Here is a 21,160-nt window from a genome sequence, read left to right on the forward strand (position 1 = left end):
GATAGCGGTTTTTCAGTCGCCATCATCGGTGATTGAAAAACCGCTATCGCGAGCAGGCTCACTCCTACAGGGGTTGTGGTGTGTCAGCGGGGTTGTGGGGCCAGTTTCTGGCCTTGTTCGACTGCCCAAGCCACAACCCTGGCCGTGAGGCGATCACTGGCCTGGCCAAACCCGGCAACCACCGCCGGCACCTGCACATCATTCAACGCCTGACGCTCTTCAAAACGGCGGCTGGCGAGAATGCGCTGATCGTAGCCACGCACCAGCAACGCATCGACCCGCACCACGACGCCGGCCTGGGTGCCCTGATATTCGGTCTGGAAAGCCTGCAAACTGCCGCCCAGCTCCAGATCCGCCTGGAAGTTGCTGTCGTCGGTGCTCAGCAGCGTCACCCGACCATCCCGCGCAAAGCCATCCAGCAAGCGATTGCGCAGCAGCACCGGCGCCGGATCGCTCCAGCGCGAGCCCTTGTAGCTGCTGATCACATCGCCCTGCGGGATCACAGCAATGCTCGGCCGGTTCAGCGCTTCGCTGGCCTGCAATTTATTCAAGCGCAGCGACCACGACTGAGCCGTCGTCGGGCTGGCCGAGGCGGGCGCCGGTGCGGCGGGCAGGCGATAGACATCCGAGGGTTCCGACTCGGGCAAAATCGAGCACGCGCCAATCAGGATCAGGCCGGCTCCGAGGAGGGCGATTCGAGTCAACTTCATGGGGTGAATTCCTTGTTCTTGTCGCTGCCCAGCAGATACCCGCTGGGATTGGCCTCGAGGCGTTGGGAAATGGCACGCAGCGAGGTCAGCGTCTCGCGCAGTTCGCGAATCGCCGGGGCCAGGCCGTTGAGACCCTGCATGCCGTTATCCAGCGAATTCTGGTTTTTGCTGAGCAAACCATTGATGGTCACGCTGCTTTGCTCCAGCGACTTCATCGCCTGTTCGGCGCTGCCCAAGGCCTGCTTGCCCTGATCGTTGAGCAAGCCATTGGCGTTGCGCATCAGCAGCGAGGTCTGCTCGAGCATGCTGCCGGCCTGTTTGCCCACCGTCGCCAGTTGCTGCATCGCTTGTTTGATGTCACCGCGCTGGTCGTTGATGGTGCCGGTGGTTTGCTCCAGATGAGCGAGGGTCTTGCTCACGCGCTCGACGTTTTCCGCGGAGAACATATGGTTGGCGTTCTGTAGCAGAGCGCTGATGCCGGTCATCAAGTCGCTGCTGTCGTTGAGCAGACGCGAAATCGGCGAGGGCGAGGCGATCAGGGTCGGCAACTGACCGTCATGCCCGCGCAGTTTCGGACTCTGCGGGGTGCCGCCACTGAGCTGGATGATCGAGGTGCCGGTGATCCCCGTCAGTGCCAGTTTCGCCTGGGTGTCTTCCTTGACCGGCGTGTCGCCCGCCAGACGAATCCGCGCCAGGACCCGACGCGGGTCCTGCGGGTCGAGGCGCAGGCTGACCACATCACCGACCTTGATCCCGCTGTACTGCACCGAGCTGCCCTTGGACAGACCGCTGACCGCCTCGTTGAACACCACTTCGTAATCCTTGAACTCGGTGTCGACGCTGGATTTGGCCAGAAACAGGCCGAAGAGCAGGGCGCCGGCCACGACGATCACCGTGAACAGGCCGATCAACACATGATGGGCTCGGGTTTCCATATCAGACCTCGTTGAGCAGTTTGGCGGCGTCCAGCGCCGAGCGGCCCCGCGGGCCGTGGAAATATTCGTGAATCCACGCGTCATCGGTTTCCGAGACGACGTCGATCGGGCCGGCAACCAGCACTTTCTTTTGCGCCAGCACCGCCACGCGATCGGTGATGGTGTAAAGCGTGTCGAGGTCGTGGGTGACCAGAAACACGCTCAGACCCAGCGCATCGCGCAGGGTCAGGATCAGTTGATCGAATTGCGCCGCGCCAATCGGATCGAGGCCGGCGGTGGGTTCGTCGAGAAACAGGATGTCCGGGTCCAGCGCCAGGGCCCGCGCCAGCGCCGCGCGCTTGATCATGCCGCCGGACAGCGACGCCGGGTACTTGTCCGCCGCCGACAGCGGCAGCCCGGCCAGCGCCAGTTTCACCGCCGCCAGATGCTCGGCGTCCTGACCGCTGAGGCCGGCGTGTTCGATAAGGGGCAGGGCGACGTTCTCGGTCACGGTCAGCGACGAGAACAGCGCGCCTTTCTGGAACAACACACCGAAGCGCCGTTCGATCAGCGAGCGTTCATGCTCGGGCAGATTCGGCAGGTTCTGGCCGAAGACTTTGACCATGCCTTCGCTGGGCCGATTCAGCCCGACGATGCTGCGCAGCAGCACCGATTTACCGGTGCCGGAGCCGCCAACCACGGCGAGGATTTCGCCTTTGTACACGTCCAGATCAAGGTTCTCGTGCACGCTCTGCGGGCCAAAGCGATTGCACAGGCCACGGACTTCGATCACCGCCTCCGAGGGCGCGCGGGGTAGACGACTCACCAGCCCATCTCCATGAAAAACAGCGCAGCCACCGCATCGAGCACGATCACCACGAAAATCGACTGGACCACGCTGGAGGTGGTGTGCGCGCCGACCGATTCAGCGCTGCCGCTGACCTTGAAGCCTTCCAGGCAACCAATCGCGGCGATCAGGAAGGCGAAGATCGGCGCCTTCACCAGCCCGACCAGAAAATGCTGAATGCCAATGTCCGATTGCAGTAGCGAAAGGAACATCGCCGGCGAGATGTCCAGCGACACTGCGCAGACCACGCCGCCGCCGACGATCCCCGAGAGCATCGCCAGAAACGTCAGCATCGGCAGCGCCACCAGCAGCGCCAGCACCCGCGGCACCACCAGCAATTCGATCGGGTCGAGGCCGAGGGTGCGGATTGCGTCGATCTCTTCGTTGGCCTTCATCGAGCCGATCTGCGCGGTGAACGCACTGGCGGTGCGCCCTGCCATCAGGATCGCCGTAAGCAGCACGCCGAATTCGCGCAGGAACGAGAAGCCGACCAGATCCACGGTAAAAATCGTTGCGCCGAAACTGGCCAGTACTGTGGCACCGAGAAACGCCACCACCGCGCCAACCAGGAACGTCAGCAAAGCCACGATCGGCGCCGCGTCGAGGCCGGTCTGCTCGATGTGCGCGATCATCGGCGTGATGCGCCAGCGCTTGGGCCGGAACAGGCCACGGGCGATGACTTCGAGAATCAGCCCGACGAAGCCGAGCAGCTGCATCGTGTCGTTCCAGACCTTATCTACTGCGCGGCCAATGCGCGTCAGCAATTGCACGCTGACGCTGACTTCCGGCTCTTTGATCGGCACGCAGAAATCGTTCAGCGAGCAATACACGGTTTGCAGCAACGCGCGGTCGGCCGTAGAAAGGGTGCAATCAGGGTGTTCGGCGGTTTTGCCCAGGCGTTCGGAACCGAGCAGCTCGACCAGCAACGAGGCGCCAGCGGTGTCGAGGGCACCGAGGCCGTTGAGGTCGATCGGGGTATTGGCGTCGTACTGGCCGTGGAGCTTTTCGCTCAGGTGCTTGAGCGCCGTGTAGTGGGCAAGCGTCCAGTCACCGCTGACCCGCAGGCGGGCAGGGCTGAGCGCGGTGTCCAGGTGGGCACTGCCGGGGGTTGGGCTGCTGGTCATAAGCTCCGTGCTTGTACGGCCGTTACGAGATCCTACGTAATAGCACGAACCAGATTACTTTTCTTTGGCCGGTGTGCTGTCAGTGATCGCGAAGCGCAGCACACCGATCAACTGCCCGTCCTCGGTCAGCACCCGCACCTGCCACTTGCCCGCCGGGTTGCCGGGGAAGTTCTGCTTGTGCGTCCACGCCCGGTAACCCTCCTTGCGCCCGCCATGAATATCGAGGGCGATGCGGTCGACCTCTTTGCCGTTAAAAGTCCAGACGTGATAAATGCGCTCGTCGAGACCGCGCGGCGCGTTGATCGCGGTGTAGGCGTAGAGCCCGCCGCTGCGGATCTGCTCGGCGCTGACGGTATCGAGGCTGGCGCCGGGGGTGCGATCCTGCAGTTGCGTGCTGATCGCCACGTCGGTCATCCACAGCGTCGCCGGCGGCACCCACGAACGCAGCGCCCAACCGACGCCGCCGATGCCAAAGGTGATGAACAGAATCGCCAGGGCGTTGCGCACGGTGCGGATCGGGAAGATCGACGCCAGGCTCGGGAACGACAGCAGCACGGCAATCCCCAGCGCCCATTTGAAACTCTGCGCGGTGGTCAGGTGCATGATCACCGGCAACGCGGTGAGCAGGGCGGCGAACAGGGTCAGGGTATGCAGCGCGAGAAACGCCCAGCGCCGTGGCGCCAGCCATTTGTAGTACAGCGGATCGACGATGGAGATCAGTGCGGCAATGCCGAGCAGCCCCGTGAAAATCAACTGGCCGCTGTTCCAGGTGGTGGTGATGAAGAAGAACGGCAGAACGAAAAACAGACTTTCCTGATGGATCATCTGCGTCGCGTAGCGCAGCAGCGGCTGGGGAATCTCGCGCTTGAAGATCCGCGTGAATAGCCCGGTGAGGGTGTTTTCCAGCATCAGCCAGATCCAGCTGAGCAGCATGATCACCGTGATCCAGCTCGCCAGCCCCTGTTGGCGATCAACGAGGATGAAACTGCCGACCCCGGAAATGAAACCACCCGCCGCAATAACCCCGGGGTAGCGCTTGATCAGCTCGAGAATGCGCTGGACCAGGAGGGTTAGTTTCGACATGTGGGCGCTTCACTGCAGGCTAAGGAAATACCCCGACAGAGTAGCGTCCGCCGGGCGTTGTGGCGAGGTTCACGGTTAGCAACCCCCACGAGAACGTGTGGCGAGGGAGCTTGCTCCCGCTCGACTGCGCAGCAGGCGCAGGATTTGCGGACACGGTGTCTCTGGAATGTTGAGTCGCCTGCATCGGGGCTGCTTCGCACCCCAGCGGGAGCAAGCTCCCTCGCCACAGTGATCAGGTGTTTCCCGCTGGTTTTCGGTGGCGATGCAGGCGCCAGCCGATCACGATCAGCAGCAAGACCCCGACACCACCCGCGACCAGCCACAACACCTGATCATCACTGATCAAGGGCTTCTCGATCCTGATGTACCCCGGCTGTAACAACAGTTCGCGCATGGCCTTGTTCGCCGCGTCCAGCGTAACCCCTTGCAGCTCACGCGCCGGGTTGGCGAAGCGGCCGTCCTGATAATCGCTCAGGGCGCTCCAGTAATAGTCCGCCAGTGCGCTGTTGCCCTGCACGGCCCAGGCCTGATGGGCGATGGCGGCTTGTTTGATGCGGGCGAAGGTGTCTGCATCGAGGCCGTTTTTCAGCAAGTCGGCCTTGAGGTCTTCCAGCACTTGAATGGCTTCGTCGACGTCATCGCGATCGAGGTCAGCGTTGAGGCTCATGAAACCGACACCGCCGAACACTTCGCGCTCGGCCCATGGCCCGTACGACAAACCGTGGTTGAGGCGAATCTGCCGATACAGCGCCCAGTCGAGGTAATCCTTGAGGATGTCGAACGTCTGGTCGTACTGATCGTCGAGCACCGGTTCCGGCACCAGCCAGTGCAGCTTGGCGCTGTCGCCGATGAAGCCCCGGGTGAGGGTGCGTTCATGGGCGGCGCTGGTGCGGATGTCCGGCAACGCCCGGTGTTCGGTGGGCTCGACCGACTCCAGCTCGCCCCACGTGCGCTCAAGATAGGCCGGCAGCAGTTTGTCGAGTTCGCCGACGACGATCAGGGTCATGTTGTTCGGTGCGTACCAGGCCTTGCGCACCTTCTCCAATTGCTCTTGGGTCAGATGGCCGACTTCGGCGCGCTGCGGGCATTTCAGACCCAACTCGACAGCCAGCTGATTGCTCGCAGTGTGGCCGAGGTCCTGGCGATCAAGGAAACGCTGCAGTTTGGTGTAGTGCCCGCCGTCCTCACGCTCGACCACCCGTTTCGCCGCGTTGATTGCGTTGTCGTCAATGCGTGTCTGGGTCAGCAGCGCGAGCAGCAGGTCGAGCACCTTGCGCTGGTTCTTCGCCGGGGCTTCGATGACGAACGTGGTGTCGGCATTGCTGGTGAACGCATTCCAGTCACCACCCAACGCCTGCATGCGCTCTTCCAGACCGCCTTCACCGGTGGCATCGATGCCGCTGAACAGCAGGTGTTCGAGCAAATGCGGCAGCTCTTTTTCGTCGCAGTCGAAGTCATCGAGACCGACGCCGACCACCAGCCGGATCGCCACATGGCCACGTTCGGTGCCGGGTTTTAGCATCAGTTGCAAACCGTTGGGCAGCGCATAGCCTTCGACCTGAAAACGATCCAGGGCGAAGGCGGGCAGGGAACCGAGCAACAGACAGGCGAACAACAGGCAACGCATAACAGGCTTCCATACGGCTGATTTGGAGATCCGTGTCGCTCATTCGCGAGCAGGCTCGCTCCCACAGAGGAATGCATTTCAAATGTGGGAGCGAGCCTGCTCGCGAAGATCTAAAGGCTGAACCACTGTAACTGACTGACCCCAGCCCCAGACGTTCAAGGCGAATGCGTAATGTCCGCCATGTCATCCACCGCCAGCGCGCCAGTGTCCGCCGTTTCCAGCACTACATAGGCGCTGCTGCAGAACAGCGAATTGAGCCGCTTCATGTCGGCGATCAACTCCAGATGCAGCGAACTGGTCTCCAGACTCTGGACGATCTTGCGTTGCAAACGGCTGACATGCGCGTGGGCCAGACGCCGTTCCTGCGCACGAAACCGGCGTTTCTCCCGCAACAACTGCCGCGCGCTTTCGCGGTCGCCACTGAGGAACACCGACAGGCCCAGGCGCAGGTTGGCGATCAGTTGCTGTTGCAGCCCGGCGAGGTCTTCCAGGCCTTCTTCGGAAAACGAACGGCGCTGCGAGGTCTTCTGCTGCTGGATCTTGCGCAGCATGCGCTCGATCAGGTCGGCGGCGAGCTTCAGGTTGATCGCCAGTTCGATGATCTCGGCCCAGCGCCGACTGTCCTGCTCGCCGAGATCCTCGCGAGGCATCTGCGCCAGATACAGTTTGATCGCGCTGTACAGCGCTTCGACGTCGTCGGTCAGTCGACGCATCTCCTGAGTGACGGCGGTCTGCTTGCCGCGCAGCACATCGAGGGAAGCGTCGAGCATGTTGTCGAGCAGATCGCCCATGCGCAGGGTTTCCCGCGCGGCATTGGCCAGCGCCAGACTCGGCGTGACCAGCGCGGTCGGGTCTAGATGACGCGGTTTGGCGGTGCCGTTGACTTCCGGGCGCTCCGGCAGCAGCCACGCACAAAGCCGCGCCATCGGCCCGACGCTCGGCAGCAGGATCAGGCAGCGCGCGGTGTTGTAGAGCAGGTGGAAGCCGATGACCATTTCCTGCGGGCTGAAATCGAGGCTGTCGATCCAGTGCACCAGCGGATCGAGCACCGGGATGATCAGCAGCAGGCCGATCAGTTTGTACAACAGACTGCCCAGCGCAACTTGGCGGCCGGCGGCGTTCTGCATGCTGGTGCTCATGAAGGCGAGGATGCCGCTGCCGATGTTCGCGCCGATCACCAGACCTATCGCCACTGGCAGGCTGATCACCGCCGCGCCGGCCAAGGTGGCGGTGAGCAGCACGGCGGCGAGGCTGGAGTAGGAAATCATTGCGAACAACGCGCCGACCAGGGCGTCGAGGAGGATGTCGCCAGTCAGCGAGGCAAAAATCACCTTCACCCCCTGCGCATGGGTGATAGGCGCAGCAGCCTCGACGATCAATTGCAGGGCGAGAATGATCAGCCCCAGCCCGATCGACACTCGACCCATCTGTCCGAGCCGCGTCTGTTTGCGCGACAGAAAGAAAATCACCCCGAGGAAAATCATCAGCGGCGACAGCCACGACAAGTCAAACGTCAGCACCCGCGCCATCAACGCGGTACCGACGTCGGCGCCAAGCATGGTCGCCAGCGCCGGGGTCAGCGCCATCAGGCCCTGGCCGACAAACGAGGTGACCAGCATCGCCGTGGCGTTGCTGCTCTGCACCATCGCGGTGACGAGAATACCGGCGATGAACGCCAGCCATTTCCTCGACATGTTCTGGCCGATCACATGTCGCAGATTGGTGCCGTAAACCCGCAGGATGCCGGTTCGGACGATGTGCGTGCCCCAGATCAACAGAGCAACGGCGGACAGCAGATTGAGCAGGGTGAGCATGCAGACCCCCTGTAGTAGCAGCGCCCCAGAGGGGCAAGTGGACGGCACCGCGCGGTTTCTACGTTTTTGATACTTAAGCTGTAGTTGGCTAACGGTCTCGGCGCCAGCATTGCACAGCTAAAGCGTGGATTGAAACAAAAGTGTCATGAACAAGTTCACCACCCAGCAAAATCGGAGCGGCGCCCATCGACAGCCAATGCTTACCTGCCAAAGCCGTCGACTTCCTCTGAGACGATTGAAAACGGTCAATCACTGAAGTGATCTTCACCAAAACCCACATCAATCAAATATTTGGCCGTATCAGGATTTCGTTCGTCGCAACGTGCGTAGCATTTGATGTGGAGGAACAGGCTGTACTTATGCGGAATCAACAGAATGACACCGTCCAACTGGTCAAAAAGCTTGGCTTGAAGGCGCACCTTGTCTTCTTGAGTTTCAGTCTTGAGCCAATCATTCCCTTCAACAGCTTCTGGCGACCAGCCTGCCTTTTTGAACGTCTGCTGCAGCACTCCCAGCAGATTCACTGCCTGCTCGAAAGGTAACGTTTCCAGCATTGGTGAGGTAGAAAGGGTGATCGCTTTGAAATCAGACCAGCCAATCGCACCGAATTTTGTAACGGGCAACGTGAACCCGTGTTGTTCGTCATCGAATGTGATGACCACTGGGCTACTGATCCAAGTCGAACTTGGGTGAGGTGGATCACCGGGATAGATGGCAGTTTTATCCGTCACAGGAAATGATGAGTCGCGCACGACATCGTCATATGTTTTTCCAATGTGGAAAGAAATTTGTTGCGGACCTCTTCCGAAATAGAAGGTTAGCGCGATAGCTCCCAATACGGCGGCAGCAGCAACGTAGAAACTGCGTCTATGCATCACTTACCCCCCCCCGCCAGCTGCAATTTCTCGGATAGATTGCTCAAGTTTTGCGCGAGAGGACGGCTGTTTAAGCAGTTCGTTGAATTGAGTGGCAGCGCGCAGTACGAACTCCATTCGCTGATCCTTATCGGCAAGGTTAGCCAGCGGATTGCTGCCAAACGCGACTTTTCGACTGTCGGGCGCTTTACATTGGCTAGCGAGAGTAAGCTGGATCTCCTCGGCAGCACCTGGCAACAATCCGGTCACAACAGAAATCACGTCACCGCCATGTGTGCCTCGCATCAACAGGGCAAAGTGGGTTTCGTCGTACATCGCCGGCTGAAGGATGTTGACTTGTTCATGGAGCGCCATTTGTTCAACGCTACCTGAAATGTTCCCTTGATCAATGGCTTTGAAGGTCGCGTAAATCTCAGGATTATCACGGCCAAACTCTACCTTCTCAGCAATCGGCCACATTACATCCTTCCCAATGCCACGCCGGCTTCTCAAACACTTTTCCATTTCCTTGTACCCCCGCACCATGAAAAACCGGTGCAACGGATAAACGTCGAGAAACAGCGACGTATTACCCAGCGCCAACATCTCATACACATAGTCCAGTTGCTGCTGAACCACTGAGCGTGGGTTGTCGCCGAAGGTGATGTCCTCCGTCGGCATCGGATTGGCTGCCCGAGCCTTGGCCAGCTCCTGCTCTGCCTCGGGATTGGTCTTGCTGAACTTGAACCCAAAGCCTTCGAACAGGGTTTCCGAGGGAGCGGTTCGCAGCTTTGCCTGTGCCGCCTTCTGTGCAGCGATGGCGGTCTGCAGTTTGGTGGCGTGGATCAGCCCACACCCCACCTGCTTCGAAGCAAACGCCGCCAACCCCGCCCACTGAAAACGGTTATCCGCCAGCCACAATTGCGCGTACGCAGCGTTGATTTTGCGGTTGCGGGCCTGGGGGTCGGCGATGAGGACGCCGCCGGGGGCGACCCAGTCTTCGGCTTCTTTCTGGAAGCGGCGCCACAGGCAGTTGCAGGTCAGCAGCGGGACTTCGACGCGGGTTTTCGGGTTGGGGCCGGCGGTGCTGGTTTCCCGTTTGCAAGTGGGCAGCGCACAGGTGCTGTCCCAGAGTTTTTTCATGTCCAGATCGTCTGGAGCGATGCATTGTCCGGTCATTGTTTCTTCCTTGAAGCTCAGGCGGTCCAGCGAACGACGGCGAGATCGGGCTGCAGGGTGGCGACGCTCTGGGTCATGCCCTGCGCATTGGTCAGGCCTGTCACGATACGGCCTTCAGCAGTTTCGATTTCATAGCCCTGTTCGGCGATGGGTTCGCCATTGCCGGCGCTGACTGCTTTGAATTCGACCAAGGGCTGGCCGATGATCGGCAACGGTGGAACGAACGGAGCAGGGGTGTGCGAGCTGCCGATAATCACATTACCTGAACCACCAATCACGACACCGCCATGGCTGGCGGTGCTGTCGAGGGTCATGGCGTTCTTGCCATTGATGAACACGGTGGACGAAAAGGCACCGCTGAGCGCTTGGCCGCAGGTGCATTTGTCGCCCAGGCGAGCGGCGGCGAGGCCGTTGAAGAAAACGTCGCCGGAGCCGCTGGCAATCGGGTTGGTGCCGTGACCGGGAATCGGGCAAGTGGTCGGGTCCGTGACGCGTGCGGCGGGTTTTCCAGACATGAACGTTCCTTGTTTGTCGTTTGAGGCGAGCGGGGACGCTAACGATCATTGCTTTGGGCGTCAACCTGTAGGAGTGAGCCTGCTCGCGATTGCGGTCTGACAGCCACCATTACTGTTGAATGAGAAAATGCTATCGCGAGCAGGCTCACTCCTACAGGTTTTGCGGTGATGTTTTGAATGGGGATAAACACGGATTGCGCTGGGTGTTTATGCACACGCCGTGTTACGCGGCGACAGGCTACAAATCCTTGCGCCGTTGCCTACGGCTACGCCAGAATCCGCCGGCTTGTGCGCTTTGGGGCTGGTCTCTATCGTTTGCTGACCACTGCTCATCAGTGGTCGGGATTAGTAGCCCGGGTTGCTAGTTATCGTGCGCAAGCACCGTTGCGTCAGGCTATGCCTGATCCTGATGGTGGTTGTGCGCAGGGCGCCTTCGGGTGCGCCGGAAAAGCTAGCTCCCCGGTCTACTAACCTGCGTACAGCCGCCTCCCTTCTTTTAGTAGAGAACGGCAGTGGCTTCATTCTATGGAGCAGCTGAACATGAAAAAGATAACGCCAGATCCACCGGTCGATGATCTTCCTCACCCTGATCTAGAAGCGCAAAGACTCAAACAAGCCGCCGACCGCGCCCTCGATTTCTACCTTTGTCCCGGCCTCAAACAGGACCCCGGCGCCGCGCGCAAGCCCAGCACCATTTTCCTCGTAGATCCGGCTGTGGATAACGAAACGCTGCTGGTGCACGCCTGCGAATCTTTGGCGTCGGCGAGCATCATGGCCAGCGATCTGGCCGGGTTTATTGATGGATCGCAGCGCAATTCACTGCTGGGGATCCAGCAAGTCATCATGTTGGGTGAGCTGGCCGTCAACCGCGTCCTCGACAACCTCGTTCCTCCTGCCTGAACGCAGAAACAAATGTAGGAGTGAGCCTGCTCGCGATAGGGCCATCAGCTTCAACATCATCGTTGACTGACAGACCGCTATCGCGTGCAGGCTCACTCCTACAAGGGGTGTTGCCTGAAGACTACCGGGTTATTGCCCCGGCACATCCTTGCGCAGTTTCACTGGATCCTGCTGTTGTTTCTTCTTGGCCATCGCGCCGCGCAGTTTGATGTTGATCGCTTCCACCGCCAGCGAGAACGCCATGGCGAAGTAGACGTAGCCCTTTGGCACGTGCACGTCGAACGATTCGGCGATCAGCACGGTGCCGACCACCAGCAGGAACGACAGGGCGAGCATCTTCAGCGACGGGTGCTTGTCGATGAATTCGCTGATCTTGCCCGACGCCAGCATCATCACCAGCACTGCGACGATGATCGCCGCGACCATCACCGGCACGTGGGAAACCATGCCGACCGCAGTGATCACCGAGTCCAGCGAGAAGACGATGTCGATGATCGCGATCTGGATGATGGTGTAGAGGAAGTTGCCGCCCTTGCCCGATGGCGCGTCGTCGCTTTCGTCTTCGCCTTCCAGCGCGTGGTACATCTCCTGCGAGCTTTTCCACAGCAGGAACAGGCCACCGAAGAACAGGATCAGGTCACGACCGGAAATACCCTGGCCGAACACTTCGAAGAGGTCGGCAGTGAGGCGCATGACCCAGGTGATCGACAGCAGCAACAGGATCCGCGTGATCATGGCCAAGCCAAGCCCGAAGATCCGGGTGCGCTGCTGCATGTGTTTGGGCATGCGGCTGACCAGGATCGAAATCATGATGATGTTATCGATGCCGAGGACGATTTCCAGGGCGGTCAGGGTAAAGAAGGCAACCCAGATTTCGGGGTTGGTCAGCCAATCCATGTGTATTCCTTTGAGCAATTGTTGAACCGCAAAAGGTCCGGGCTTCAAACAGCGAAGCCAGGACCCGCAACGGTGAGTCTTGGGCTTATAGAGTGCTGAACACCGGGAAAGTCCCCAACAGCAGTGCAGCAATCAGAATGCAGATACACACCAGAATCGCCCATTTCAGGGTGAAACGCTGGTGATCACCGAAATCGATGCCGGCCAGCGCCACCAACAGATAGGTCGACGGCACCAGCGGGCTCAGCAAGTGGACGGGCTGGCCGACGATCGAGGCACGGGCCATTTCCACCGCAGTGATCCCATAGTGGCTGGCCGCTTCGGCCAGCACCGGCAACACGCCATAGTAGAACGCGTCGTTGGACATGAAGAAGGTGAACGGCATGCTCACCAGCGCCGTGATCACCGCTAGGTACGGGCCGAGGAACTCCGGAATCACCGCCAACAGGCTTTTCGACATCGCATCGACCATGCCGGTGCCCGACAGGATACCGGTGAAGATACCGGCCGCAAAGATCAGCCCGACCACTGCCAGCACGCTGCCGGAATGCGCGGCCACGCGATCCTTCTGCATTTGCAGGCAGGGGTAGTTGACGATCATCGCGATACTGAACGCCACCATGAACAGCACCGGCAGCGGCAACAGGCCGCCGATCAGCGTGCACATCAGGCCGAAGGTCAGCGCGGCATTGAACCAGATCAGCTTAGGACGGCGTGCGTCGGGGAATTGCGAGACGCTGATTTCGCTGTGATCGATCTCGTCGCCGACCAGATGCAGCTCGCCGAGGCGGGCACGTTCGCGTTTACCGTAGAAGTAGGCAATCAGCAGGATCGCCACGACACCGGCGGCCATGGCCGGGATCATCGGTACGAAAATGTCCGACGGATCGACATGCAACGCACTCGCGGCGCGGGCGGTCGGGCCGCCCCACGGGGTCATGTTCATCACGCCACCAGCGAGGATGATCAGACCGGCCATGATCCGCGGGCTCATGCCGATGCGGCTGTACAGCGGCAGCATCGCGGCCACGCAGATCATATAAGTGGTCGCGCCGTCACCATCGAGGGAAACGACGAGCGCCAGAACGGCGGTGCCGACCGAAACTTTCAGCGGATCGCCCTTGACCAGTTTGAGGATCTTGCGCACGGCCGGGTCGAACAGGCCGGAGTCGATCATCAGGGCGAAATACAGAATAGCGAACATCAACATCACGCCGGTCGGCGCCAGTTTGGTGATGCCCTCGAGCATCATCGGACCGATCTTCGGCGCGAAACCACCGAACAGGGCGAACAGAATCGGGATGATGATCAGGGCGATCAGCGCAGACAGGCGCTTGGTCATGATCAGGAACATGAACGTGATGACCATGGCGAAGCCAAGGAAAGTCAGCATGGGAATACTCCAGGCGTAGCGCGGCTAATGGAATGAGCGGATCGGGCGGGATCAGCGCAGAACGGGAGGCGCGAGGCGTACGGGCGGAGTAATAAGCAGGAAGCGGGAGAGACGGCGGGTTGCAGAGGACATCAGAATCACCATTGTTGTTGTTAATTGGGCCGGGCCTGTGGGGAAAACACAGGCCTTGGGCCAACCGGTCTGTTGCCGGGAGTGAGGCGATCCTAATCGGGGAAGCTTTCAGCTACCTTTCGCTAATGACCGCGAAGAATGAACGGTCAACCGGCGGTCGGATGCAGCGAGCGTCAATAAAAACGGGAGAAGGGCGGTGGAAACCAACCATGCACACAACGGCGGCTGTCACTGCGGACACATCCGCTATCAGTTCAGCGGTCCGTTGCGCGATATCGCTCATTGTCACTGTTCGATCTGCCGCAAGGTCAGCGGCGGCATCGTCACCACCTGGATCACCGTGCCGGCGGCGAACTTTCGATGGCTGGCCGGGACGCCGGCACGCTATGACTCGTCGGCCAGTTGCGCGCGGTTCTTCTGCGCAAACTGCGGCGCACAACTGGCGTTGGTGACCTCGCTCAGCCCCGAGAGCATCGACGTGACCATCGCCACCCTGGACCACCCGCAAACGGCGCCGGCCGAGCGGCATATCTGGACCGACAGCCGCTTACCCTGGCTGCATCTGGATGAACATCTGCCCGGCGAAGCCGAAGAAACCCTCGATTAAAACACCGACAGATTCAGAGGCCGCACCGCGCCCATCCAGATCGCATGTTCGGTGTGGTCGAGCAAGACATCGCCCGTGTCCGGATGCAGGAACACCACCAGGCCTTTGCGGTTGAGCGCCAGCCATGGCAGCACCTCGCCGATCAGCTCGGGGCCGAAGGCCAGTTGGCAGCTCCAGTCGGGGTGCGGCCCCACCGGGCGTTCGTGCACGCGGCCCATTTTCAACGCAAACAACTGCGCGGCCTGTTCGCACAAGGCCCGCGCCTGGCCGATGGTTTTCGCGTCGAAATAGACATGGGCGTGATAGCCCTTGATCCCTTGCATCGTGTCGCCTCTCAATCGGTTCGAACCCTTGGCTGATTCCACCGTCACAGGCCATATAGGACAACTATAAGGAAAACAGCCATGAAAAATGCCGAAACCCCAGTGGTGAAAGTGGTGCTCTATGGTGCCATGGCCAGCCTGGGCGGTGCGTTGATGGCTGAATTGCTGCGCCGCCAACACGAAGTCATCGCCATTCTCGACGATCTCACCGCACTCGCGCCGCGTCCGGGGTTGCGCACCAAGACCGGCGATCTGTTCGATGCCGAGCGGGTCAATCAGAGCGTCGCCGGCAGTTCGGCGGTGATTTGTCTGCTGGACGCGCCGGGGCTGCCGTTCAGCAGCGACCATGTCGAGCGCTCGGTGACACTGGGGCCGGTCGAGCAGGTGCTGGCAGTCGACGCACTGGTCGAAGGTTTGCAACTGGCCAGCGTGCCGCGCCTGTTCCTGGTGGGCAACTTTGGCGTGCTCGACGAGCCTGACAGTGATGATCGCCTGCAACGGCACGCCGCCGAAGAAATCCTCGAAGCGGTGCAAAGCAGCTCACTGCGCTGGACCTTGGTCAACGCGCCGCATGGCGTTGCCGGGTTGAGCATTGAGCACTTCAGTCAGGTTGGCGGCAATCTCGAGCCTGGTCTGGCTGAACCGCTGGAGCGCTTGAACCGTGTGGCGGTGGGGATTGCCGATGAGCTGCGGTTGAATCTGCATGTCGGTGAACATGTGAATTTTGTGGCGGCTTCTGATTCGTAAAAGATCGCAGCCTGCGGCAGCTCCTACATGAGATCGCATTCCATTTGTAGGAGCTGCCGAAGGCTGCGATCTTTTCTCTTCAAACCGCAATTGAAGGCAGAGTCAGACCGTTGAGAGATTCCGCACTGCTGGCCTGCTCGGCCATCAACCAGTCAACGAACTGTTGAATCAGCGCACCCCGGCGTTTGCGTTGCGGCAACACCACGTAATACCCCAGCCGCGACAACGTGGTTTGCGCCAGCGGCCGGCACAGCAGCCCCTGCACCAGCAAGTTATCCACAAGGTGACGCCAGCCGATCGCCACGCCTTGCCCGCCGATCGCCGCTTGGATCAACAAGGTGTAATTGTCGAAGCGCAACTGCCCCGGCGCCGGTGGCGTGGTCAGGCCCAATTGGCGGAACAGCCCGCTCCAGTCAAACCAGTTGCTGCTGTTTTCGCCGCGCAAATGCAGCAGTGGAAATTCCAGCAAAGCCTGCGCGGGCAGCGGCAGTGAGCGGTCCTTGAGCAACAGCGGACTGCACACAGGGAACACTTCCTCGCTGAACAGCCAATGGCTCTCGCCCTGCTTGAAGCGACCGTCGCCAAACAGGATCGCCACGTCGATATCGGTGCGCAGCATATTGTGGTTGCGCTCGCTGGTGACCAGGCTGACATCAATGTGCGGATTGGCCTCGTGGAAGCGGTGCAGGCGCGGCATCAACCAATAGGCGGCGAAAGCGAAATCCGTGGCTACCTGAAGCACTTCATGTTGCTGCTGCGCGCTGATTGCGCTCAAGCCTGCGTCGATATTCTGCAAACCGAGGGCAACTTGCTCGAAGAGCAGGGCGCCGGCTTCTGTCAATTCGATGCCCCGATAAATCCGGTCGAACAGACGCGTGCCGAGCTGTTCTTCCAGGCGCTTCATCTGCTGGCTGATCGCCGGTTGCGTGGTACCGAGCTCTACCGCAGCGGCGGTAAAGCTGCGATGACGTGCCGCCGCCTCAAAGGCGCGCAGTAGATCGAGAGACAGGTCACCAAGGGCGTCATACATAAGCTGTGCTTATCCTAGTCATTGTCCGGCGCGGGCTTTACCGGAACAGGCATGGACTCCATGCTCGATCGCAGCACTCTCGCATAAATATTCAACATGGAATGCCGCGATCACATGAAGCGCAAGAACATTCTTTTCATCATGGCCGATCAAATGGCCGCGCCAATGTTGCCGTTCTACGGCCCGTCGCCGATCAAACTGCCGAATCTGTCCCGCCTCGCCGCCCAAGGCGTGGTCTTTGACGCTGCCTATTGCAACAGCCCGCTGTGCGCGCCGTCGCGTTTCACCCTGGTCAGTGGTCAGTTGCCGAGCAAGATCGGCGCCTACGACAACGCTGCTGATTTCCCTGCCGATATCCCGACTTACGCGCACTACCTGCGCCGTCTCGGCTACCGCACCGCGTTATCGGGGAAGATGCACTTCTGTGGGCCGGATCAGTTGCACGGTTATGAAGAACGCCTGACCAGCGATATCTATCCGGCCGATTACGGTTGGGCGGTGAACTGGGACGAGCCGGATGTACGGCCGAGCTGGTATCACAACATGTCGTCGGTACTTCAGGCCGGGCCGTGCGTGCGCACCAATCAGCTGGATTTCGACGAAGAGGTGGTGTTCAAGGCCCAGCAGTACCTGTTCGATCACATCCGCGAGGATGGCGACCAGCCGTTCTGCCTCACCGTGTCGATGACCCACCCGCACGACCCCTACACGATTCCCAAGGCATTCTGGGATTTGTATGACGACGCCGATATCCCGTTGCCTACAGCCTTGAACCAGGACGAACTCGATCCGCACTCGCAACGGCTGCTCAAGGTTTACGACCTGTGGGACAAGCCACTGCCTGTGGATAAAATCCGCGATGCGCGTCGGGCCTACTTTGGCGCTTGCAGTTATATCGACGCCAACGTCGGCAAATTGCTGCGAACCCTTGAGGAAACCGGACTTATCGACGACACCATCATCGTCTTCTCCGGTGACCACGGCGACATGCTCGGTGAGAAAGGCCTCTGGTACAAAATGCACTGGTTCGAGATGGCTGCGCGGGTCCCGCTGCTGATCAGCGCACCGGGACAATTCAAGGCGGGCCGGGTCAGCGCCGCCGTTTCCACCGCCGACCTGCTGCCGACTTTCGTTGACCTGGCCGGTGGCACGCTCGAACCGGGCTTGCCCCTGGACGGCCGTTCGTTGCTGCCGCATCTGCAAGGGCAGGGCGGGCACGACGAGGTGTTCGGCGAGTACATGGCCGAAGGCACCGTCAGCCCGTTGATGATGATTCGCCGGGGCGCCTATAAATTTATCTACAGCGAAAGCGACCCATGCCTACTCTTCGATGTGGATAACGACCCGCGCGAAGAAGAGGAACTGAGCCAATCGGCGCAACATCGTCAGCTGTTCGAAGAGTTCCTCGCTGAAGCGCGGGCCAAATGGGACATTCCAGCGATCCATCGGGATGTCCTGGCAAGCCAGCGCCGACGCCGTTTCGTCGCCGACGCTTTAACCATCGGCAAGCTGAAGAGCTGGGATCACCAGCCGCTGGTCGATGCCAGTCAGCAGTACATGCGCAACCACATCGATCTTGATGACCTGGAGCGCAAGGCCCGTTATCCACAACCCTGCCAAAACCAATAATGTTAAGGGGAAGTCCATGCGCAAGTTATCCACAGCTGTGACCGTCGGCCTGATTGCGTTGAGCAGCGCTTCGGCCTTCGCCGAACAGGGCTGCGAAACCGTGAAAATGGCCGATCCGGGCTGGAGCGACATCGCCGCGACCAATGCCATCACCGGTTTTCTGCTGGACGGCATGGGCTACAAGGCCAAGGTCGACACCCTTGCGGTGCCGATCACCTTTGGCGGATTGAAGGATGGTCAGGTTGACGTGTTTCTCGGCAACTGGATGCCAGCGCAGCAGGGCTTCTACGACAAGTTCGTCGCCCCCGGGGACGTGACGCAGTTGGCGAAAAATCTGGAAGGCACGGAATTCACCCTCGCCGTTCCTGACTATGTCTGGGAGGCAGGTGTGCATGACTTTGCTGACCTGAACAAATTCGCCGACAAGTTCGACAAGAAAATCTACGGCATCGGTTCGGGGGCGCCGGCGAACATTTCGTTGCAGGAAATCATCAAGAAGAACGACTTCAACATGGGTCAGTGGAAGCTGATCGAATCCAGCGAGCAGGCGATGCTCGCCGAAGTGTCGCGAGCGGTGAAGAAACAGAAATTCGTCACCTTCCTCGGCTGGACCCCGCACCCGATGAACGTGCAGCTGAAAATGCGCTATCTGAAGGGCGGCGAAAAATACTTCGGCGACACCGGCAACGTCTTCACCCTGACCCGCAAGGGCTACGCCGAGGCCTGCCCGAATGTGGGCAAGTTGCTGACCAATCTGGCATTCACCCAGGACATGGAGAACAGCATCATGGCCGAGGTGGTGAACAGGAAAGTCAGCAATGCCGAAGCGGCAAAGGCGTGGATCAAGGCGAACCCCGCGGTGCTGGACAAGTGGCTGGATGGCGTGAAGACCGTGGATGGCAAAGATGCGTTGGCGGCGGTGAAGGCCAAGCTTTGATCTCAGGGTTGCTGGAATAGCGTTCGGCTGGAGATTTTTGCCCCCTCACCCCAGCCCTCTCCCCCAAGGGGGCGAGGGGGAAAGGGGGCCGATCTTCATCGCTGCCAGAATCTGAGTTCGACGCTGTTTTTTCAGGTCGATGTTCCCAGCTCAAACACCGCGGTCAGTTCCCTCTCCCTCCGGGAGAGGGCTAGGGTGAGGGGCTTTTCCACCTGACACCCTGATAACCTTGAACAAAACCCAACCGCGAGGACCCATGGCCTTTCCCAGCAGTCATTCCCTATTCCCGTTCCTGACCTGGCTGCCACGACAGACCCGCGCCAGCGTCGGGCGGGACCTGATTGTCGGCCTCAGCGGTGCGATTCTCGCGTTACCCCAGTCGATCGCCTACGCACTGATCGCTGGTCTGCCGCCGGAATACGGCCTGTACGCGGCGATCCTTCCGGTGTTGATCGCCTGCCTGTGGGGTTCCTCATGGCACCTGATCTGCGGTCCGACGGCGGCAATTTCGATTGTCCTGTACGCCAGCGTCAGCCCGCTCGCTGTGCCGACGTCTGAGGACTACATCACCCTGATTCTGCTGCTGACGTTCCTCGCCGGGATTTTCCAGTGGCTGCTCGGTCTGCTGCGCTTCGGCGCGCTGGTGAATTTCGTTTCGCATTCGGTGGTGCTCGGCTTCACCCTCGGTGCCGCCGTGGTGATCGCCATCGGGCAATTGCCCAATCTGTTGGGGCTGGAATTGCCGGCCAACACCACGGCGCTCGCCAGCCTGATGGACCTGTTGCGGCATCTGGGGGCTGTGGATAAACCGTCGCTGATGCTAGGCGTCGCAACGGTGATCGTCGGCGTAATACTGAAAAAACTCCTGCCGCGCTGGCCGACGCTGTTGATCACGCTGGTGCTGGCCAGCCTGCTGGTGTGGCTGTGGCCGGCGATGTTCGGCCATGTGCATCTGGTCAGCGCTTTCGTCGGGCGCTTGCCGCCGTTCAGCACTTTGCCCCTGGATCTTGAAGTGATCCTGCGCCTGCTGCCGAGCGCCGTGGCGGTAGGCATGCTCGGGCTGGTGACCAGTCTGTCGATCGCCCGTTCGATTTCGGCGCGCTCGCAGCAGTTGCTCGACGCCAATCAGGAAGTCCGCGCACAGGGCTTGTCGAACATTGTCGGTGCGTTCTTATCCGGGTCGCTCTCAGCCGGATCGTTTACCCGTTCGGGCCTGAGCTACGAGGCGGGCGCCTGCTCGCCGCTGGCCGGGGTGTTCTCGGCGATCTGGGTGGCGTTGTTCGCAGTGTTCGGCGCGGGGCTGATCGCGCACATTCCGATCCCGGCCATGGCCGGCAGCATCCTGTTGATCGCCTGGGGCCTGATCGATCACCGCGGCATCCGCGCCTTGCTGCGAGTCAGCCGCGCCGAGTTCGTGGTGATGGCTTTGACTTGCCTTGCGACCTTGCTGCTGGAATTGCAGACGGCGATCTACGCCGGGGTGCTGGCGTCGCTGTTCTTCTACCTCAAGCGCACCTCGCAACCACGGGTGCAGCATTGGCGCGACGGTGACGACGATGTGCTGCGGGTGGGCGGTTCGATCTTTTTCGGCGCCAGCCATTATCTGCAAGTGCGCCTGCAACGCTTGCACGGCGCGCGAGTGGTGATCGAGGCGCAGCAGATCAACTTCATCGATTACTCGGGGGTGGAGATGCTGCATCAGGAAGCGCGGCGCCTGCTGGGCCAGGGGCGCAGCCTGACCTTGCGCCGGGCACGGCCGCCGGTGGTGGAGGAGTTGAGGAAGCTGGAAGGGGCGCAGAAGTGTCCGATCCGGTTTGAAGACTGAACACCGCATGCCCCCTGTAGGAGTGAGCCTGCTCGCGATTGCGGTGTGTCAGTTGAAACTTTGTGCCTGACAC

At 60.5% G+C, this 21,160-nt stretch carries 20 protein-coding genes; 6 read left to right on the top strand and 14 right to left on the bottom strand.

Features of this window, described 5'->3' with window-relative positions:
- Positions 1-83: 83 nt before the first annotated feature.
- The 10 genes from DCO47_RS17660 to DCO47_RS17710 form a co-directional block, all read right to left on the bottom strand.
- Positions 84-710 carry an ABC-type transport auxiliary lipoprotein family protein gene (locus DCO47_RS17660; protein WP_083353903.1) on the bottom strand — a complete coding sequence of 209 codons (627 nt, stop codon included), beginning with the start codon at positions 708-710 and terminating at the stop codon, positions 84-86.
- Positions 707-1,645, bottom strand: coding sequence for an MlaD family protein (locus tag DCO47_RS17665; protein WP_042608283.1), 939 nt, complete (start codon positions 1,643-1,645; stop codon positions 707-709). The genes DCO47_RS17660 and DCO47_RS17665 overlap by 4 nt, the downstream gene beginning before the upstream one ends.
- Before the next feature lies 1 nt (position 1,646).
- Positions 1,647-2,450: an ABC transporter ATP-binding protein gene (locus tag DCO47_RS17670; protein WP_116658566.1), complete on the bottom strand. Its 804-nt coding sequence runs from the start codon at positions 2,448-2,450 to the stop codon at positions 1,647-1,649.
- Positions 2,447-3,595 (bottom strand): ABC transporter permease, encoded by a 1,149-nt coding sequence (locus DCO47_RS17675; RefSeq protein ID WP_116658567.1) that lies wholly within the window; start codon positions 3,593-3,595, stop codon positions 2,447-2,449. The genes DCO47_RS17670 and DCO47_RS17675 overlap by 4 nt, the downstream gene beginning before the upstream one ends.
- 54 nt (positions 3,596-3,649) lie before the next feature.
- On the bottom strand, positions 3,650-4,678 hold the full coding sequence (locus tag DCO47_RS17680) for a DUF5924 family protein (protein ID WP_042608280.1): 1,029 nt from the start codon (positions 4,676-4,678) through the stop codon (positions 3,650-3,652).
- Positions 4,679-4,910: 232 nt separating this feature from the next.
- The gene (locus DCO47_RS17690) at positions 4,911-6,305 is read right to left on the bottom strand and encodes a pitrilysin family protein (RefSeq protein ID WP_116658569.1); all 1,395 of its coding nucleotides are present in this window, start codon (positions 6,303-6,305) and stop codon (positions 4,911-4,913) included.
- Positions 6,306-6,460: 155 nt separating this feature from the next.
- Positions 6,461-8,119 (bottom strand): Na/Pi cotransporter family protein, encoded by a 1,659-nt coding sequence (locus DCO47_RS17695; protein ID WP_116658570.1) that lies wholly within the window; start codon positions 8,117-8,119, stop codon positions 6,461-6,463.
- A gap of 245 nt (positions 8,120-8,364) precedes the next feature.
- Positions 8,365-8,994 (bottom strand): hypothetical protein, encoded by a 630-nt coding sequence (locus tag DCO47_RS17700; RefSeq protein ID WP_042608274.1) that lies wholly within the window; start codon positions 8,992-8,994, stop codon positions 8,365-8,367.
- Between the two features lie 3 nt (positions 8,995-8,997).
- Positions 8,998-10,152, bottom strand: a complete 1,155-nt coding sequence (locus DCO47_RS17705) for a DUF2515 family protein (protein ID WP_116658571.1) — start codon at positions 10,150-10,152, stop codon at positions 8,998-9,000.
- A gap of 17 nt (positions 10,153-10,169) precedes the next feature.
- Positions 10,170-10,667: a PAAR domain-containing protein gene (locus tag DCO47_RS17710; protein ID WP_116658572.1), complete on the bottom strand. Its 498-nt coding sequence runs from the start codon at positions 10,665-10,667 to the stop codon at positions 10,170-10,172.
- A 540-nt stretch (positions 10,668-11,207) separates the two neighbouring features.
- Between DCO47_RS17710 and DCO47_RS17715 the strand changes: the two genes are divergently transcribed.
- Positions 11,208-11,567 (top strand): DUF6124 family protein, encoded by a 360-nt coding sequence (locus DCO47_RS17715; protein WP_116658573.1) that lies wholly within the window; start codon positions 11,208-11,210, stop codon positions 11,565-11,567.
- 129 nt (positions 11,568-11,696) lie between these two features.
- On the opposite strand, the gene DCO47_RS17725 is transcribed toward DCO47_RS17715, so the two are convergent.
- Both DCO47_RS17725 and DCO47_RS17730 read right to left on the bottom strand, forming a co-directional pair.
- Entirely contained in the window at positions 11,697-12,464 is a 768-nt protein-coding gene (locus DCO47_RS17725; protein ID WP_116658574.1) for a TerC family protein, read from the bottom strand.
- Positions 12,465-12,549: 85 nt separating this feature from the next.
- Positions 12,550-13,857: a CitMHS family transporter gene (locus tag DCO47_RS17730; protein WP_042608269.1), complete on the bottom strand. Its 1,308-nt coding sequence runs from the start codon at positions 13,855-13,857 to the stop codon at positions 12,550-12,552.
- 328 nt (positions 13,858-14,185) lie between these two features.
- Here DCO47_RS17730 and DCO47_RS17735 point away from each other — a divergent pair, with 328 nt between their 5' ends.
- The gene (locus DCO47_RS17735; RefSeq protein ID WP_116658575.1) at positions 14,186-14,596 is read left to right on the top strand and encodes a GFA family protein; all 411 of its coding nucleotides are present in this window, start codon (positions 14,186-14,188) and stop codon (positions 14,594-14,596) included.
- Here the strand turns inward: DCO47_RS17735 and DCO47_RS17740 are convergent.
- The gene (locus DCO47_RS17740; protein WP_116658576.1) at positions 14,593-14,919 is read right to left on the bottom strand and encodes a DOPA 4,5-dioxygenase family protein; all 327 of its coding nucleotides are present in this window, start codon (positions 14,917-14,919) and stop codon (positions 14,593-14,595) included. The genes DCO47_RS17735 and DCO47_RS17740 overlap by 4 nt on opposite strands.
- 81 nt (positions 14,920-15,000) lie before the next feature.
- Between DCO47_RS17740 and DCO47_RS17745 the strand changes: the two genes are divergently transcribed.
- Positions 15,001-15,666, top strand: coding sequence for an NAD(P)-dependent oxidoreductase (locus tag DCO47_RS17745; protein WP_083353896.1), 666 nt, complete (start codon positions 15,001-15,003; stop codon positions 15,664-15,666).
- A gap of 79 nt (positions 15,667-15,745) precedes the next feature.
- On the opposite strand, the gene DCO47_RS17750 is transcribed toward DCO47_RS17745, so the two are convergent.
- On the bottom strand, positions 15,746-16,696 hold the full coding sequence (locus DCO47_RS17750) for a LysR family transcriptional regulator (RefSeq protein WP_116658577.1): 951 nt from the start codon (positions 16,694-16,696) through the stop codon (positions 15,746-15,748).
- Between the two features lie 114 nt (positions 16,697-16,810).
- On the opposite strand from DCO47_RS17750, the gene betC reads away from it, so the two are divergent.
- The 3 genes from betC (at position 16,811) to DCO47_RS17765 (ending at position 21,087) form a co-directional block, all read left to right on the top strand.
- Positions 16,811-18,325: a choline-sulfatase gene (gene betC / locus DCO47_RS17755; RefSeq protein ID WP_116658578.1), complete on the top strand. Its 1,515-nt coding sequence runs from the start codon at positions 16,811-16,813 to the stop codon at positions 18,323-18,325.
- Between the two features lie 16 nt (positions 18,326-18,341).
- On the top strand, positions 18,342-19,262 hold the full coding sequence (gene choX / locus DCO47_RS17760) for a choline ABC transporter substrate-binding protein (protein WP_116658579.1): 921 nt from the start codon (positions 18,342-18,344) through the stop codon (positions 19,260-19,262).
- A 256-nt stretch (positions 19,263-19,518) separates the two neighbouring features.
- Entirely contained in the window at positions 19,519-21,087 is a 1,569-nt protein-coding gene (locus DCO47_RS17765; protein ID WP_116658580.1) for a SulP family inorganic anion transporter, read from the top strand.
- The last annotated feature ends 73 nt before the right edge of the window (positions 21,088-21,160 follow it).

The organism is Pseudomonas sp. NDM, from assembly GCF_003105095.1.
Lineage (GTDB): Bacteria > Pseudomonadota > Gammaproteobacteria > Pseudomonadales > Pseudomonadaceae > Aquipseudomonas > Aquipseudomonas moraviensis_A.

What these genes read in the sequence shown, in the direction of transcription:
- DCO47_RS17660 (WP_083353903.1), bottom strand. Translation starts at nt 710, where the DNA reads ATGAAGTTGACTCGAATCGCCCTCCTCGGAGCCGGCCTGATCCTGATT.
- DCO47_RS17665 (WP_042608283.1), bottom strand. Translation starts at nt 1,645, where the DNA reads ATGGAAACCCGAGCCCATCATGTGTTGATCGGCCTGTTCACGGTGATC.
- DCO47_RS17675 (WP_116658567.1), bottom strand. Translation starts at nt 3,595, where the DNA reads ATGACCAGCAGCCCAACCCCCGGCAGTGCCCACCTGGACACCGCGCTC.
- DCO47_RS17680 (WP_042608280.1), bottom strand. Translation starts at nt 4,678, where the DNA reads ATGTCGAAACTAACCCTCCTGGTCCAGCGCATTCTCGAGCTGATCAAG.
- DCO47_RS17690 (WP_116658569.1), bottom strand. Translation starts at nt 6,305, where the DNA reads ATGCGTTGCCTGTTGTTCGCCTGTCTGTTGCTCGGTTCCCTGCCCGCC.
- DCO47_RS17695 (WP_116658570.1), bottom strand. Translation starts at nt 8,119, where the DNA reads ATGCTCACCCTGCTCAATCTGCTGTCCGCCGTTGCTCTGTTGATCTGG.
- DCO47_RS17700 (WP_042608274.1), bottom strand. Translation starts at nt 8,994, where the DNA reads ATGCATAGACGCAGTTTCTACGTTGCTGCTGCCGCCGTATTGGGAGCT.
- DCO47_RS17705 (WP_116658571.1), bottom strand. Translation starts at nt 10,152, where the DNA reads ATGACCGGACAATGCATCGCTCCAGACGATCTGGACATGAAAAAACTC.
- DCO47_RS17710 (WP_116658572.1), bottom strand. Translation starts at nt 10,667, where the DNA reads ATGTCTGGAAAACCCGCCGCACGCGTCACGGACCCGACCACTTGCCCG.
- DCO47_RS17715 (WP_116658573.1), top strand. Translation starts at nt 11,208, where the DNA reads ATGAAAAAGATAACGCCAGATCCACCGGTCGATGATCTTCCTCACCCT.
- DCO47_RS17725 (WP_116658574.1), bottom strand. Translation starts at nt 12,464, where the DNA reads ATGGATTGGCTGACCAACCCCGAAATCTGGGTTGCCTTCTTTACCCTG.
- DCO47_RS17730 (WP_042608269.1), bottom strand. Translation starts at nt 13,857, where the DNA reads ATGCTGACTTTCCTTGGCTTCGCCATGGTCATCACGTTCATGTTCCTG.
- DCO47_RS17740 (WP_116658576.1), bottom strand. Translation starts at nt 14,919, where the DNA reads ATGCAAGGGATCAAGGGCTATCACGCCCATGTCTATTTCGACGCGAAA.
- DCO47_RS17745 (WP_083353896.1), top strand. Translation starts at nt 15,001, where the DNA reads ATGAAAAATGCCGAAACCCCAGTGGTGAAAGTGGTGCTCTATGGTGCC.
- DCO47_RS17750 (WP_116658577.1), bottom strand. Translation starts at nt 16,696, where the DNA reads ATGTATGACGCCCTTGGTGACCTGTCTCTCGATCTACTGCGCGCCTTT.
- betC (WP_116658578.1), top strand. Translation starts at nt 16,811, where the DNA reads ATGAAGCGCAAGAACATTCTTTTCATCATGGCCGATCAAATGGCCGCG.
- choX (WP_116658579.1), top strand. Translation starts at nt 18,342, where the DNA reads ATGCGCAAGTTATCCACAGCTGTGACCGTCGGCCTGATTGCGTTGAGC.
- DCO47_RS17765 (WP_116658580.1), top strand. Translation starts at nt 19,519, where the DNA reads ATGGCCTTTCCCAGCAGTCATTCCCTATTCCCGTTCCTGACCTGGCTG.